We start from the raw sequence: 17,329 nt of genomic DNA, 5'->3' as shown, positions 1-17,329 counted from the left end.
ACTCTAATTATTACACAGGTTTACTCACTCCTATGTAATATCCATGTATAGTTTACCCAAATAAACTTATATGCGAGGGAGTTAGTTTTTTTAACTTGCTTTTTCAATTACATGCCAAATTCAGCTAGTTTATGAAAAAAACCTTTTCCTTCTTTGTTTTTTCCTGCCTCCTACTTATTCAAGCAGTATATAGCCAACCAACCGGGCTAGTTCATCATTTGATGCCAGTACCTGCCCGTATGGAAAAAGGGAATGGAAGATTTACGCTGACTCAGGAGTTTACTTTAGCTATTAAGGGAAAGCCACATCAGCGAATATATGGCGGAGCAACCAGAATGTTACGCCGTCTGGATGGCCGGACAGGGCTGTTTTTTTCTCAGGCATACATCACGTCCAATAACACCGATGCTTCAGCCTCCTTGCAGATTACTGTAGACCGGCCCGGAAAAGTAATACTAAATGAGGATGAAAGCTACACTTTAACGGTGACTTCCGAAAAAATAAAGTTGACAGCTACCACAGATATAGGTGCACTGAGAGGGTTAGAGACAATTTTACAATTGGTAGGAAGGGATGAAAATGGCTATTACCTTCCGGCTGTTACAATTCAAGATGCACCCAGGTTTCCCTGGAGGGGATTGCTTATTGATGCAGCCCGCCATTTTATGCCGATAGAAGTAATTAAACGAAACCTGGATGGAATGGCGGCTGTAAAATTAAATGTATTGCACTGGCACCTCACTGATGATCAGGGTTTCCGCGTTGAAACAAACTCGTTGCCAAAGCTTCACGAACTAGGCTCCGACGGACAGTATTATACGCAAGAACAGATAAAAGAGATAATTCAGTATGCCGATAGCCGGGGCATCCGGGTAGTGCCTGAGTTTGATGTACCTGGCCATGCAACCAGCTGGTTTGTAGGATATCCGGAGTTAGCCTCTGCTCCCGGGCCCTATACCATTGAGCGGAAGTTTGGCATCAAGAATCCAACATTTGACCCCACAAAAGAAGAAACCTATACATTTCTCGATACCTTCATTAAAGAGATGGCTGCCTTGTTTCCAGACGAATACCTGCATATTGGAGGCGATGAAAATAACGGCAAACAGTGGAAAGCCAATACACAGATACAAGCCTTTATGAAGGCTAATAACCTGGCAAGCAATCATGATCTGCAAACGCATTTTATCGAACGGGCCTTAAAAATCGTAACCAGGTACAACAAGAAAATGATGGGATGGGATGAAATCTGGCAACCTGGAATCACAAAATCAATCATGATCCAGTCGTGGCGCGGAAAAAAATCTCTGTTCGAGGCGGCAAGAAAAGGGTATACAGCTATACTTTCCAATGGTTATTACATAGACCTGGCCTGGTCAACCAGCAGACACTATTTAATAGATCCCGTGCCTGCAGATGCTGATTTAACAGATGAACAAAAAAAGAATATTCTGGGCGGAGAAGCTGCCATGTGGTCGGAATTAGCAACCGAAGAAACAATAGATTCCAGAATATGGCCACGGACAGCTGCCATTGCCGAACGTTTCTGGTCGCCGGGCAGTGTAAAAGATGTAGAAGACATGTACCGCCGCCTGGATATTATAAGCCTTCAACTGGAAGAAGTGGGTTTATTGCATGAAAAAAACTATGAAATGATGCTGCGCCGCTTAGCTGGTTGCCGGGATATTACTTCGCTGAAAACCCTGGTAGACGTATTGGAACCAGTGGAAGATTATAAAAGGCATGGCAAAGGCAACATCCTGACCAGTTTTGGCCCGTATACCTTAGTACCAGATGCAGCTAACCCGGATGCAGCAGTTGCCAGAAAGTTCAGATTCTTAACTGATCAATATATTAGTTCTCCCAATGAAGCTGCTGCGAAAGAGCTAACCTATTGGCTTACATTATGGAAAAACAATCATGCTGCCTTTCAGCAAACACTTAAACAGGCTCCCATCCTGAAAGATGTAGCCCCTCTTTCCCAAACACTTTCAGCCATGTCGGAGATTGGCTTACAAGCTATGGAACATATACGGACAGGCAAAACACCTTCTGCCAGCTGGGTAGAAACCACTAAGAAACAGCTAGAAGAAGCTAAAAAACCACAAGCTAAGTGTGAATTGAAAGTGGTAGAAGGGATTGAAAAATTAGTACAAAAAGCCGCAAAAGCTACAACTTAACTTGAAGACGGGTAAATCCATTATCTTAGATGCCAAAAGAAAAGGCCAGAAATGATTCTGGCCTTTTCTTTTGGCTTTTACCCAGTAAATAAACTTATTGATTAGCAGTTACCCATTCCGGTTTAGTTAATCCTGTTCTGGCCAATAGCTGTTGGCCTACTTTTTTCCCTTGTTCAGCACTAGCTAAACAAGTGAATTTATAATGGATGCCCCCGTATAACCTGCTTAGCGATGCCTCTATGGCCGCTTGATTGAATGACGTAAAACTTCTTTGTCCCATTCCATATTCTAATTCTGTAGTATCCGTGAAAGCAAAATTTTCTCCATATAAGAAGGTAAGTGCAGTAGCTGCTGAAGAAGAAATTACCCCATGGCCGCTTGAATACTCTGGAAAGGGAGGTGTTTGCAGCAAAGGTTCCCAATGCTCATCTAGTTGCTGATGGATAACAGTGATTGGCCGTATATACTGGCTCCTGTATTTTTCCTCCCAACATGAAATGAAGCCATCGAACAAAGCGGTAGCTGTTAAGGCATAGGTTTGTGCGCTTTTTATAACATCCGCATTTGTTTGCCGGGCTGCCAGAGAGGCTATAGCCATCCAATGTCCTCCGGGTGTCATCTTTTTAGTTGCAAACGTTGCATGCCCAGTATGATGGGATACAAAAGGATTGTCATCCCAGAAACGGGCGATTTCTCTTTGTTCTTCAGTTATATTCTTACCAATATCATATACTAATTTGAATTCCTGGTAAAAAGGGCTTTGGGCATCTGTTTTATATTCCAGAGGTTTAGGAGGCCTGCAATGAGCAGCCGAATCCAGAGCCAGAGGCATAATGGTATTCCAGTACGGCTCTGTGGCATCCATATAATCTGGAGGTGTTGGCCGCCACTTACCTTCCGATTCTGTTACTGTATATCTGGCAAATCCTCTGGTTTGTTTGTAATTATCCTGGGTAGATCTGGCCAGAATTGCCTTACCTACTTCCTCTCCAAACAGCACTGATCTATCATATACTTCTTTGTTGAGTACATGTTCATAGTTTTCCATCAGGTTTTGTTCAAATATCTTTAACGTATCAACAGAAAAAGTTACTTTCTGGGCAACCGTCATTAGGGCTTTGATTCCTGCCAATGTATAATCATACGTTTTGCCGGATTCAGGTTGTGGAATAGAAGAAAATCCATTGAGTTTAGTGGCAAATGAGGGATATTGCTTTGGGTCCTGGAACCGGATGGCTTCATAAGCTGCCAGGCTGGAATACGCATAAATCCGGCTGGCAACCGGTGGGGAAAAGATATCGTATACAATTACATCAGTTAATTTTTTGACAGTCGCGTGTAATACGTCCGGATTGTCAGGTTTGAAGGTTGAGGCTTCACGTTTTTCTTCCGTGGTGCAGCTTGCCAGAAGACAAGTCCATACGACCAGTGCTAACAGATAACATGTTTTCATGAAACTATCTTTGTAAGTATATGTCTATAGTTAGATTATTCTATTAAGATGCTTTTGGCTTGTTTCCTGGATGATTTACTGCAAAGGTAAGGTCCGTTTATTTCCCTGGTAGGTATAAATTTCTACCTCTTTCACATTTTCCGGCAACATTAATTCCCTGGCCGATTGTGAAAGAAATGAATGTCCATAATAAAATTCTTCTTTCTTTTTGTGGCCATCTGCATAAGTTATCCAGGCAAATGCATCGTTGGGTTGTAGTTTAATAATCTCTGTACTCTGTTTATTCTTAAACAAACACAGTCTGCCCCTATTTTGTGAAGCTATGATCATCTGGTGGCCATCTTTGGTAGTAAACTGAGCCAGGGCTTTTGCATTACCAGGTATAAAAAACCCACTTTCTTGTAAAGGTAATGGCTTAAATTCCGCTTTCCCATTGTTTTTTAAAATCAGCCCATTAAATGCATCATAGCGGCCCATCATAACCTCATTCCCGAAATCATTGCCCACCAGTAGCACGTCTAAATTGCTATCATTGTCAATATCAGTAGCAATCATTCCAAAAACCGGCGCTACTTGTGCTTGTACAGGGAGTGCTTTAATGATAAAGTTGCCTTTCCCTGTATTTTCCAGATAACAGGTACTTAAGTAATTTGCCTTTAGAATAAGCGCATCTTTTTTTTCATCTGCGGAAAGTAATTTATCTAAGGAGGCATTAGCAAAATCTTTGTAGTACGGAAAACGTGCCCGCATACTGATCATCTGTTTAATCAGGTCTTCGCGTCCATGAAAAGTATATTCATTCAGGGCTCCGGTATTATCGGGAAAAAAAGTTGTCGGAATGGCATCAAAACTACCATTATTATCAAAATCTTTTGCATAAACAGTTACCGGGTATTCGTCGGATGCTTTATTCAGCGAATTTAATCCCAGGTTGCCTGCTATATAATCGGTATCTCCGTCGTTGTCAAAATCTCCGGAAAGCAGACTGTTCCACCATCCGGTATGGGAAGCGAGTCCGGCCTGGGAACTTACATTTTCCAGTTTTCCACCGTTGTTTTTTAGCAGCGTCAGGGGCATCCATTCTCCGGCCAATAGCAGGTCTATCCAGCCATCATTGTCATAATCTGTCCATAGGGCATCGCAAACCAGGCCTATACTAGTAAGTGTACTAGCTACTTGTGTGGTAAGATCTGTAAATTTAGGTTCACCGGGTTTAGAATCGTTCCGCAAAATGTAGCTGGTAACTGGTTTCGGATACTTATCTGGTTCTACACGGCCGCCAACGAACAGGTCTAGGTCGCCATCTTTATCGAAGTCGGCGGCTTTTACACAACTGCTGCTAATGGTAAATGGCGGCAATGCTTCCTGAGCAAGTGAAAAATTACCTTTTCCATCGTTTATATATAACCTGTCCTGGTAAGCCTGATTATTTCCTTCTTTTTCACTTCCTCCGCTGGCAATATATAAATCCAGGTCATTATCTCCATCTGCATCAAACAGTAGTGTACCCATGTCTTCCTGCTCTTTTAAGTCTTGTTTTATAGCAGGCAGCAATTCCTTCTGTTCGAAATTTCCCTTACTGTTTTGCATAAAAAATACTCCCTGGTGCTGCCGTGAACCGCCGGTAAATACATCGGTTAGGCCATCTCCGTTTACGTCTCCCACAGCAAGGGCAGGTGCATACTGAGAAAGTTTATGAGGAAGCAGTTTTTGAACATTAAAATCAATATAATCAGGTTCTTGATGTACATAGGTAACATGAAGTGAATCGGTAACTTCCGTAAGTATGGTTTCAGCAGCCAATACCGGCTCTTTACTTGACGAGGCATTCTTTATATCTACTGTTAGTGTCTGATTTGCCTGTATATTTTCCAACAGTTGTTTTTTCCCTCCAGGCCATACTATGTTAATTTTTTTGACTACCGGGTTACTTCCTAAGCCAAAATGAGCAGCATTTTCAATAGAAGACAGGTAGCCTCTATAAATGGTATGTTCATATACCTGCTTTTGCCCGTTTGGTAACTCCAGTTCGACCAAAACCCCTAAGCCCATCTTATTTTTTTCAGCGCCTTTAAATACGATGCGTAGATAGTTTGAATTAGGGAGGTTTTTCTCTACCAGGTTATTGCGGTAAACAAAAGCCTGGTCATTAATATTATTTACTACATAATCCAGATCGCCGTCATTATCCAGGTCTCCAAAAGCCGCACCATTTGAAAAAGAAGGCTGCGTGAATCCCCATTCGTCCGTAACTTTTGTAAATGTAAGGTCACCATTATTGCGGAATGCGTAATTTTTTATCTTTACCTCTGGAATCTGTGACAAAATGTATTCTTTAGAGGCAACAGATGAACTTTGTGCACGGAAAGATATAAAATCCCGGTCAGTAACATCTTTTGGAAATCCGTTGGTAACCACCAAATCCCGGTTACCATCATGGTCGAAATCTACAATCAGCGGCGACCAGCTCCAGTCTGTTTGGGCCATATTAGCTAACAGGCTGATCTCACTAAAAATCGGTTCATTGGTTCCTGGTTTGTTGCCCTGATTAAGTTGTAATGTATTCCGTACATATTCGTACGTATACTTATATGTGTCGTTATTTATATACCCATGGTAGTTGTTAGCACCCATAAGCACTTTTTTCCGGTAATTATCTTCCGGAAGCATATCCACCACCACCACATCTACGAGGCCATCATTATTGATATCACCAATATCATTTCCCATAGCCGAATTACTTGTGTGCTTAAAATAAGTGGCTGCTTTGTCGGTAAATGTTCCGTTGCCATTGTTAATATATAGTAAGTCGTTGGTTATATAATCGTTGGTAACATATATATCTTGCCATCCGTCCCGGTTAATATCGGTTATGTTTATTCCCAAGCCATATCCTTCGGCTACTATGCCTGCCTCCTTAGATACATTAGTAAATACCGGATGCTTTAGCTGTTCGTTCCAATCGTTGCGGTAAAGCCGGTCGGTTGTTGGCGAGCTGCCGTCAAGTACTTTTTTCCGGTATGTATTGGGATAGTTTTCTATGGTATTGGTTACTACATACAGGTCCAGATCGCCGTCGTTATCATAATCGAAGAAAGCGGCAGTAGTGGTGTGTCCATCATCTGCTACCCCATATTCTTTTGCTAAATCTTTAAAAACTGGCAGGCCATCCTCCTGAACACCCTGGTTTATGTACAACATGTTCTCCCGCAACCTCGCAACTTTGTTTACAGTGGCTCCTACATAAATATCCATCAGGCCATCGTTATTAATATCGACCACGGCTACGCCTGAGGACCATTTTCCTTGCCCATTTATACCAGCTTTTTCAGTGATATCATTAAATTCCAGATCACCCTTATTTAAATAAAGTTGATTTGAAACCTGGTTTCCTGAAAAGAACACATCCTGTAAACCGTCATTGTTGAAATCTGCAATAGCCACTCCTCCCCCATTATACACGTACTCAAAATCTAGTATGTTCATGGTATCATTCTCAACAATGGTGTTCGAGAAAGTAATTCCCGAATTATCGGCAGGTATAAGGCTAAACAGAGTCTTTTTGGATTCACAAGCACCCAAAAGTAAAGCACTAAGAATTAGTAGCAGATAGAATGGTGATAGCTTACTACACATACAGGGGTAAGAAGATATTAAATAGTAAAAATACAATTTTTAGTGGTATTTTACAAGGAGAACCAAGTAAATCGATGCATATATAAACCTTTCTAGTTTAAACTGATAACAGCTCTTTACAGAATTTATGCGGTTACTTCTTATATACAAGACCGTCATTTTGCTGTGCTACCGGGCGGGATGGCAAGTTTTATTTTCAAGAATGACTACATGATATCCATTTCTGAGCCACTCTTGCCTTTTTTCTGGCGGCACTGGCGTTGCTGAAAAAATAAATGACCCTAAAGCAATATCTACATCATGGTCCTGGTCAAAATCGCCTGTCTCCATGGTGAGCCATCTACCTAAGGAAGCATTCGGAAAAGTCCGAGGCTGGAATGAAAGATTGCCAGTATTTTCAAAGTACAGGTAGCCTTCATCGGCTACATTTGCAAAATCCGGAAAAAAGGCGATCGTACTAATATCCAGATCTCCATCCTGATCAAAATCACAGGCTACTGCCTGGGTAGCTCCATGCACTGGATAAAACCATTTTTGCTCAAATGAATTGCCTCCCTTATTAAGAAACAGGCGTATCCCATGGTATTTTTTTAGTGAATAGGAGAAGTCTGCATTGTCGCCATTAGCATATACTATGTCAAGCAAACCGTCTTCATTAAAATCTATCAACTGAAAATCGCTTGATCCATAGACTGGGGGAAAACGAAGGAGAATGGTTTCTGTAAAATTGCCTTTCCCATCATTTATATAAGCAAAAATTCCTTCGTCACCTTGTGTCATTAAAACAACTACATCCGGAAATGTATCTTTATTAATGTCTTGTACTAAAACTTTCCGTGCGCCTGGTTTCTGTTTCAGGATGTGTTGCGTATATCTTTCATTGCCTTCGTTTTCATACCAAACAAGTTTACCTGTATAATTTCCAAATTCACAAACTACTTTATCTTCCAGACCGTCTGCATTTAAATCATGAAATAGCATTTGTACCGGCCGGAGCAGCCCATCTAGTGTAGTAGTCGACTGATTTACATTAAAAGTGGGTGCACCTAATTTGATAATTTTCCCTGCTGCCTTATCGTTCGGGTCCATTACTCCCATGGTTACAATATGTATATTTCCTTGTGAATCATGGGTAAGATCAGCTGGGGGGCTGTCCAGTTTCAGCGAGTCCACAACTTGAAATTGTGTAGTAAGCTTATACAACATAGCCTGACGGTTGCCTATATACCAGTTGCTAGACTTCGCATCAAATCGCAACAAAGTAGCTAAGGGCATGGGATTGCCAGGAATTTTCTTTGGAATTATTTCAAAAGCTGGCATATCGTGTAGAATTACCGCTTTTTTATCTTGCTTTAGAGGCGTTTGAGGGGCTTCCTGTTCATAAAAATGTACAATTTTCTCCCAGGTTGCCGTATCAATTATAGGTTCATGCGGAAAAACATTTGCTTTTACAACTGCTTCTATTTCTGCTCTGGATAGCTTAGCATAGGGATTGTTTGCAAAAGACATAAAACCCAGTCGTAGAGCCATATGTGGAAGAACGCCTTTTTTCCAGGTATTTTTATCGAGAAGTGCCGGATCGGGAAATTCATGACAACTTCCGCAAAGGGCTTGCGCCACTTGGCGTTCATTTAATGTATGGACAGTAGCAGATAATATTTTTAAAGAATCAAGGTCAGATGTTTCACTGGATGCTGTTTCTGTTCTAGAAGTGCATGAGAAGATTGTGACTCCTACTAGCAATACTAAACCCGCACAATTTTTCAGGGTTGAACACACGTACCTAAATATCTTCACTCTAGTAATTTGTAGCAAAAGCAGATCGTTGAATGGCAAGCTTTATTAATGAGCAATTTAAGTAATTTAAAACTCTTCTGCAGAATATAGTCTTAATATGAATAAAACATAATTATTTAGCTACCTATAAAAAAACAGGTCAGATAAACTACCTGACCTGTTTTAATCACTCTAGATATATATTAATTTATAAAATTAATATCCGGGGTTTTGTGTTAAGACATCGTTGCCTTGCAAATCCACCTGACGCTGAGGAATTGGCAGGTATTCGTCCTCAGCTGCACTGAAGACGGCCTGAGGGCCACCAAATTGACTAGGAAGTTTGCCTGCCTCGTAAACCAGGTAAGAGTTCAGCGCCTGCTCAGCAATGCCCCACCGTACAAGGTCGTAGAAACGATGCCCTTCCAGGGACAATTCCAGCTTACGCTCGAAACGAACAGCATCCCGGGCAAAATCTTGCGTCCAGCCAGCAGGATATTCACTAATTACATAATTTGCTGCATTCGAACCGTCCGGCATCTTCTCAAAAGTTGCAGGATTAGCAGCGCGTGCCCGTACCATATTTACATACATCCGGGCTTTTTCCAGGTCTCCTACTTCTACTTCTGCTTCCGCTGCCATCAGCAGTACATCGGCGAAGCGGATAATCATGAAGTTAGTTGCCTGGTAACCTGGTGTCCATCCGCTGGCATCGCGGGTAGCATATTCATTCTTATTTAAGGCATACTTCTCTTGTGTATAGGGTCCGGCAAAATTCTGGTCACGAATCCAGGCTTTCCCGGGGTGAAGGCCCCAGTCCTCAAACGGAAGGCCCCGGCGGCCAATTGTATGGTCAAGGCGAGGGTCAACTGGCCCCTGATCTGGCGTAAAAGCATCAGTGGTAGCCAGACCCTGATCCGCTTTTAGCTCATTTGTGCCAGTGCGGTAAGATCCATCTAACAAAGGAAGGCCATTGGCTGTGCGATACGAAGCAGCCAAATCGAAACTTGGATGAAAGAAGCCACAGCAGTCGCTGCCAGCTTCCTCGCCAATTTTTGCTCCGTATGGCTGAGCCATAGCCAGTTCGTGGAGCGCATTATTGGTACTGCTTGCACCCCCAGTTGCCTGAAATGAAAAGATAGATTCCTCTGAGTTTTCGTTTTCTAAGTTGAACAATCCATCAAAATCGGGAAATAAGCCGTATTTTTTGCCATTGGTAGTTTTGCCATTGGCAATGATGTTGTCGAATAAAGTCTTGGCTTCCGCATATTTCTTCTGGAACATGTATGTTTTCGCCAGATAAGACATGGCTGCCCATTTATTGGCTCTACCTGCCTGAGGCTGTGTTTCCGGCAGGTTATCCGCTGCAAACTGAAAATCGGCTTCAATATTCGGCCATATATCAGTATTGTTTGGTACCTTAACAGCTTCAGCATCAGTCATTGTTTCGTCTACCCATGGAACCATCTTAAAATTTTTCCGCAATTCTGAGTAAAAGTGAGCCCGCAGGAAGCGCGTCTCAGCCGCAATACGTGTTTTGGCAGCTTCCGGTACCGCTGTAGCCTTGGACATGATAGCCAAAAGCGAATTGGCACGGGCTACGCCTTCATAGGAGCCCATCCATTTGGCGTTCAGCTCTCCGTTGTTGACCTGTGGTTCAAAACGTTCTATTGGAGTCATTGAGTTGAAATCACCAGCGTTAGAGCCTTTGTTGGCATCTCCACCGCGGATGCTTCCCCATAACCAGTTAACAGCTCCCCCATGCCATTCACCACCTCCGCCTGAACCGTCTAGCTGAGAGTACACCCCAATCAGTAAGCCTTCAAGCCCTGCCTGGGTATTCAATGATGCATCTGTAAGCTGGCCTGTTACGGGCACCTCCAGAAACTCGTCTTTACAGGCAATTGGGCCAAGCATTATGGCAGCAATTACTGCGAAAGTTCTAATTGTTTTTTTCATAAAATCGTTTTTTTGAAGAGTGAAGGTGGATGAATACTGCTCATCCAACCTCTCACTGATTGTTTAGAAGGTAAGATTTAAACCGATGTTATAGCCGCGGGGCATAGGTGGGTTACCCACATCAATACCCAGTGTAGTATCTGCATTACCTGCTACTCCTGGATCCAAACCTGAATATTTGGAGATAGTGAACAGGTTAGTAGCTTGCAGGTAAACCCGTGCTCTTGAAAAACCATACCGTCCCATCATGCTCTCTGGTAGTTTGTAAGCCAGCTGCAGGTTAGTCAAACGGGCATAGTTACCACTTTCTATATAGAAAGAGTTTGATTGCGTGTTGGTACTGAAGTTAGATGCATCCTCAAAAATCGGTACAGTGTTACCACCTCTTTCAAAGGTGAATGACTCTTTTACTGCTGTGCTGTAGGCCGTTCCAGTAAATGAAGGATAGAAGTTGTTATACCACTTAGAGAAGTTGTAGTTCTGTACTCCCAGGAAGGTTTGCAGGAATGTTTCGAACTCGAAGTTCTTATACCCTAATTTAATATTGATCCCTCCATTGAACTTTGGTACCGGACTACCCAAGTAGGTACGATCGTCTACAGTAATCGCTCCGTCGCCGTTGATGTCTCTGTAACGGAAACGTCCTACAGCTTTACCATCTTGTGTTGGAGCGGCGTCTACTTCTGCCTGATTCTGAAAAAGTCCTACTACATCATAGCCATAAAATGCCGAGATAGAACGGCCTACCTGATTACGGATTGGAGTGATATTCCGGAGTGTAAAAGGTTCAAAGTACTCAACACCTGGCGCCAATGCTACGATCTCATTGTTCAGGAAAGATGCACTTAAGGTCACTTCGTAATTAAAGTCAGCCCCGCGGGTGCCCCGTGTGGTCACTCCTATATCAATACCTTCGTTCCGCATCTTTGCGATGTTGATGGCAGGATCAGTTGCCTGAGGTCCTATTACAGCTGCCGTCTCTAAGGAGTAGAGGAGATCTCTGGTGTCTTTTCTCCATACGTCGAATACTACATCAAGTTTGCCATCAAAGAACGACCCATCAAAACCGATGTTAGACGTAATAGATGTTTCCCATTTAGCGGCAGGGTTACCTATCCGGTTACGGAAGAAACCTTGTTCAGGTGCTGCATTACCGCCGGTAATGTCGTAGAAAGAAGAACCCAGGTCGGCAGCAAATAAGCTAAACTGGTTGCTGGAGCTAAGTCCGCTGGTATTCCCCATCATTCCGTAACCACCCCGTATTTTCAGGTCATTAATAAATGGTACGCCAGACATAAAGTCTTCTGATGAAATACGCCAGGCAGCAGATGCTGCAGGAAATACCCCATAGCGGTTTTCAGGGCCGAAACTAGAAGCACCGTCACGACGCAGTACGCCAGTAAAGATGTACTTGTCATTGAAAATATATTTGGCCTGACCAAAAATAGAGAAGAAAGTTATACCTCTGTTGTAGCCGCTGTTCACTACGCGATTACCGGTAGTAGTCAGGGTAACGTAGTTTGGATCACGCGAAAAAGGAGACTGGCCATTGCCACCTATATTTCTTCCAAAACCAGTATTCAGAGACTCTATACCGCCTAACAGATCGATGGTATGTATACCAAACTTTTTATTGTAACGAGCTGTGTTAGTAAACACCCAGTTGGCACCCCAGTTGTAATTTTCACCATAAGAGTAGGCTGACTGGTTTTCTGAATTCTCATAAGAAGGTAGGCTGTAGAAATTAGAAAAGCCTGAGGAAAGACCGCCACCGATGCTACTACGCAAAGTAAGGTCTTTGATGGGATCTACTTCTACATAAAAGTTTCCAAACAATCCATACCCAAAGCCGCCATTGTCAGAAGACCGGTCGCGGGCTGCAACAGGGTTACGCGGGTTGTTGAAGCCTTTTGCCTGTGTACCTGCGTAGCCGCCGAAGGCATCGTACACTGGAATGATAGCTGGCATCCGGAAGGCATCCAGCCAATTGTTTTCTTCACCCGCTGCACCACGACCGCCATTACCTCCTACTAGTCCTTGCCGGCGAATGTAAGTACCCTGAAGGGTTTGTCCGAATCGTACCCCTTTGGCTAGGTTATGTTCGGAATTGAGGCGCATAGCATACCGCTCAAATTTTTGGTGAATCAGAACGCCTTGCTGGTTCTGCATGCCCAGGCTAATGTAATACTTGCTCCGTTCGCTACCTCCTGAAAAACCTAAGGTATGGCGGTTAAGCAGGGCAGGGCGGGTTAGGGCATCATACCAGTTAGTGCCGTTTTTATCGGCTGGCATCACCAGATACACAGATCCTAAACGTGGATCATTATTGTACTTGGCTCTTTCTTCATCAAGATTAATATTACCAACCACTCCAAATCGATTGCCTACCATTAGGTAATCGGGCAATACTGGACCTGCCGGATCGTTGCCGTACTGGTCAGTTTTGAATAGATTATTGTATAGCTCACTACCAGGCGCATAACCAAGTTGCTGTGCTGTATTACGCTTCGCCTGCCAAGTCCAATCGGCTTGTTCTTGTGGGTTCAGAATGTTATTCACTTTCCCTGGTGTAGACACCCCAAACACCCCATCGTAGGTTACACGCATTTTGCCATCATATCCTTTTTTGGTAGTATAAACAATTACCCCATTAGCTGCACGAGCTCCGTATATAGAGGCTGAAGGTGCATCTTTCAGGACAGTAGTAGTTTCAATATCATCAGGGTTAAGAAAATCAGTAGAACCTACAGGTACCCCATCTACGACATAAAGAGGCTCATTGCCACCAAAAGCACCAAATCCTCTTAAACGTACCACACTGGTTGTACCAGGCTGGCCATTGGTGATAACCGTAACGCCAGGTACGCGGCCTTGTAATTGCTGCTCAACGTTACCCGAGGGAACCGCTACCAAGTCTCTAGCTTTTACAGTAGCTACCGCACCGGTTACATCCCGTCTGTTTTCAGTGGTATACCCTGTAACTACCACTTCTTGTAAGGATTGTACATCCGGAACAAGTCCTACATCTATGACAGATCTGGCGCCAACGGCTACTTCTTCTGCAGTATATCCAATGAAGCTGAATACTAAGGTTGCATCATTTCCTGGAACGCTAATAGAGAATTTACCATTACCGTCGGTAGTAGTACCTGATGTAGTTCCTTTAACTAAAACGTTTACACCAGGTAAGGTAGAGCCATCGTCAGATGCGGTAACCGTGCCTGTTACCGTACGGTTTTGTGCAAATGTAGGGAAGGCAAAAAATAGAAGACAAAAAGCCAAAGCAGCTAAAGATACCCCAAACTTAAGGTTTGAGTTTTTTCTTACAGATCCGGTGCCCGGTCCTTGGCCAGTTGCTTCAAAGGTAAAATCCTCTGATCGACGGGTAAAGAATTGTTTTTTGTTAAACATAGTAATTGACTTAAGGTTAAAATAGTTGTAATAAATTAGTGTACAGCGTTTTACATTTACATTTTTTTGTTCATATTAAAAATTTAGGGTTAAAAATTAGAATAAAATTTACGATTTATGTAACATTAATTATTAGTAAAGTACAATTTAAATACCTATACACCTCTGCTTTTGGCGTGGATTTAAGAACATCAAATGTTTAAATACAATTAAGCGTGGCTGGACCGAAAATTGGAAGCTTTCGTAAAAGGTATGACAAATGCATTGTCTATTACCGGAGTTGCATGGGTGGTTGAATCAGAAATACTTCTGTGTTTAAGCGATAGTAAAGTTTTTACCATATCAGTCCTTTTAAATTTTAGTAATCAGTATCCTTTTTTTGCTGTTTCTTTAATTACTTGAATCCTAAATATTAGGAACACTTTGCATCAAATATAACCCTGCTAAGTTAAAAAACTTGGGCTTTAAATACAATTTATTTTATATATTTTATTTGTTATCAAAAATATCCAAAATAATTTTAAATCTGCACTCTCAAGTAATATTATTTATAAGAAATATCCTGTAAACCTTTTTCTATTATTTTTTTTTAAATAAAAAATGATTTTTCATTTTATAAAGTAATGCTAATTATCAGAGCCTTACTTTGTACGCCTTGCCCGTGTAGGGTAACTATATTAGGCAGCAAGCTTATTTATGGATGGAATGCGCTTGGGTTGAAGTATGCTCATTTAAAGAAGAATCAAACTCGATTACTGGTATGTTAACTGGTATAGGTTTTGCGGCACCCTGCATAATTTTATATTTTTTGTTAAGACTTAGTTGCGTATATAAGGTTGTGGTTTGCTTCGTATCTGGCCAGGTAATTTCCACTTGTTCAATTGATTTCACTTTACCCAGGCCTATTTCTTGTTGTAGACTGGAAGCACCAAAGCTGCCTCCGGAATTAACAGTACTATATATTATTCTTCTATTTGCAGCACTATCAAGGACGGTAATTTTAATTTGTGCTCCAATGGCTGCCCTGTTCGCTTCTTTTCCTTCAAGTTGTAATGTGATCCATCCGTGGGTATTTCCCGGATTTTGAAATAAGGCATTTTGAAAACCATCCCCCTCATACGCACCTCCCATCACAACATAAATATCCTGATCTCCGTCATTATCCAGGTCGGCAAAGCATACGCCATGCCCTTTTTGTAAATGTCCAAAACCACCAGAGGTTGTTACATCCTGAAAAATCGTTCCCTGCTCGTTACGGAAAGCCCGGTTTGGTATGATGGATGCAAAATTAACTTCGCCAGTAGCTAAATACATATCCAGAAAACCATCGTTATCCATATCTCCAAAATTGGCTCCCATCGCATACGTGATTTTTTTAAGTCCTGCTTGTTTGGTTACATCTGTAAAAGTTCCGTCTCTTCTATTCAGATAAAGTCTGGCAGTTTCTGCCTGATGGGGTAAGCCTAAATATTCGGCCGCTACATCTTCAGTTATGGATTCCCAGGGGTTGCTCCTTCGGAAGCCTGCTGCAAAAATATCCGGCCATCCATCATTATTATAATCCCAGAACCATGTAGGAAAGGAGGAAATAGTTTCCCCTAGCCCGGCATCTATTCCTACTTCTGTAAAGGTGGGAATACCATTTCTATCAACCCCATTATTGCGGAATAACAGATTTCTATTACGGTCATCTAAGGCTGACACATAGATATCCGGCCATCCATCTTTGTTATAATCGGCAGCACTTACGCCTTTTACATAATATATGTCTCCTACTGCCCTGCTGACAGTAATGTTTGCCTGCTGAGCCACCTCTTTAAATGTGCCATTTTGCTGATTGATGAATAATTCGCAGGGATGAATATTGTCTGAAGCTGTGCTTTCGTTCCCGATAAAAAGATCAAGCCAACCATCCAGATTTACATCTGTCCATACGGCGGTTTGTGTGGGATGAAATGAAAGCAGACCTGCTTCATAGGTAACATCTGTAAAGGTACCATTGCCATTGTTACGCAGAAGTGAGTTCGGATGGCCGCCTAATTTTTCAAGCCAGGCGCCCCGTAAAATAAACACATCCAAAAAATTATCATTATTATAATCAGCCTGAATCATATTTAATCCACCGGTGATTCCTTGCAGACCTGCTTCAATTGTTTTTTCCGTAAACGTTCCATTACCCACGTTGATAAAAAACTTCATCTGGTGATTAGCCCCCCAACTGGTAAGCATCAGGTCTATGAATCCGTCGTTGTTAAAGTCATCGGTAATAGCTCCACCCGCCAGGCGATTGTCATCTAACCCAAGGTCAGGAGCAATATCTTTGAATCTAGGTAAAGGATAGGCCGATCGAAAAGCACTTTCATCAATTAACCATTCGGATGGTACGTCTCCAGGATATTTCCCTAGCGTCATATATGCTACATTCAATAACCATCGACTGCTGTGATCATACCCGTTTTGCTTGAGTAATTGCTGATAAATATGTATGGCTTGCTGGGAACCCTGTGGCAACTGATGATAGCCTTCCGGACGAATAGGTATGATACATGAGGCAGCCGTATGATTCAGAATGCAGTTTTCCTGCTCTCCCAACCTCAAATAGGCCAGAGCGGTCAATTCTTCCAGCTGATCTTCCTCATAGGCTTGTAAACCTTCAACTATGTAATGCTGTTTTTTAATGGCAAGTAGGTTTTCCAACAATTGAATGGCCTGGGTAGTTTGGCCGCCATATAATAGATTTACTGCTTTCTGGAAGAGATACTTATTTTTCTCAGATGGACCTGCTTGTTGCCACAGGCTATCATAATACGCAACTCTGACACTGCTTGCATATATATTTTCTGAAACATAAAACTTTTCTTTACTAACCTTCTCCAACAACTTTACCATAGGTAACTGTTTGTCAGACTTTTGA

At 42.2% G+C, this 17,329-nt stretch carries 7 protein-coding genes; 1 reads left to right on the top strand and 6 read right to left on the bottom strand.

Going from position 1 to position 17,329, the window contains the following annotated elements:
• Positions 1 to 131: 131 nt before the first annotated feature.
• Positions 132 to 2,180, top strand: coding sequence for a beta-N-acetylhexosaminidase (locus Q0590_RS20710; protein ID WP_302039511.1), 2,049 nt, complete (start codon positions 132 to 134; stop codon positions 2,178 to 2,180).
• Between the two features lie 94 nt (positions 2,181 to 2,274).
• Here the strand turns inward: Q0590_RS20710 and Q0590_RS20705 are convergent, their stop codons facing one another.
• The 6 genes from Q0590_RS20705 to Q0590_RS20680 all read right to left on the bottom strand — a co-directional run bounded on the left by Q0590_RS20705 (position 2,275) and on the right by Q0590_RS20680 (position 17,304).
• Entirely contained in the window at positions 2,275 to 3,633 is a 1,359-nt protein-coding gene (locus Q0590_RS20705) for a vanadium-dependent haloperoxidase (RefSeq protein ID WP_302039510.1), read from the bottom strand.
• A gap of 75 nt (positions 3,634 to 3,708) precedes the next feature.
• Positions 3,709 to 7,269 (bottom strand): VCBS repeat-containing protein, encoded by a 3,561-nt coding sequence (locus Q0590_RS20700; protein ID WP_302039509.1) that lies wholly within the window; start codon positions 7,267 to 7,269, stop codon positions 3,709 to 3,711.
• Positions 7,270 to 7,437: 168 nt separating this feature from the next.
• On the bottom strand, positions 7,438 to 8,889 hold the full coding sequence (locus tag Q0590_RS20695) for an FG-GAP repeat domain-containing protein (protein ID WP_302039508.1): 1,452 nt from the start codon (positions 8,887 to 8,889) through the stop codon (positions 7,438 to 7,440).
• A 372-nt stretch (positions 8,890 to 9,261) separates the two neighbouring features.
• Entirely contained in the window at positions 9,262 to 11,004 is a 1,743-nt protein-coding gene (locus Q0590_RS20690) for a RagB/SusD family nutrient uptake outer membrane protein (protein ID WP_302039507.1), read from the bottom strand.
• Between the two features lie 63 nt (positions 11,005 to 11,067).
• Positions 11,068 to 14,415 carry a SusC/RagA family TonB-linked outer membrane protein gene (locus tag Q0590_RS20685; RefSeq protein WP_302039506.1) on the bottom strand — a complete coding sequence of 1,116 codons (3,348 nt, stop codon included), beginning with the start codon at positions 14,413 to 14,415 and terminating at the stop codon, positions 11,068 to 11,070.
• 690 nt (positions 14,416 to 15,105) lie between these two features.
• Complete coding sequence (locus Q0590_RS20680; RefSeq protein ID WP_302039505.1) at positions 15,106 to 17,304, bottom strand: CRTAC1 family protein; 2,199 nt, start codon at positions 17,302 to 17,304, stop codon at positions 15,106 to 15,108.
• Between the last annotated feature and the right edge of the window lie 25 nt (positions 17,305 to 17,329).

The sequence above is a fragment of the Rhodocytophaga aerolata genome, from assembly GCF_030503435.1.
In the GTDB taxonomy this organism is placed as follows: Bacteria; Bacteroidota; Bacteroidia; order Cytophagales; family 172606-1; genus Rhodocytophaga; species Rhodocytophaga aerolata.
This window is presented reverse-complemented; position numbering and strand designations above follow the sequence as displayed.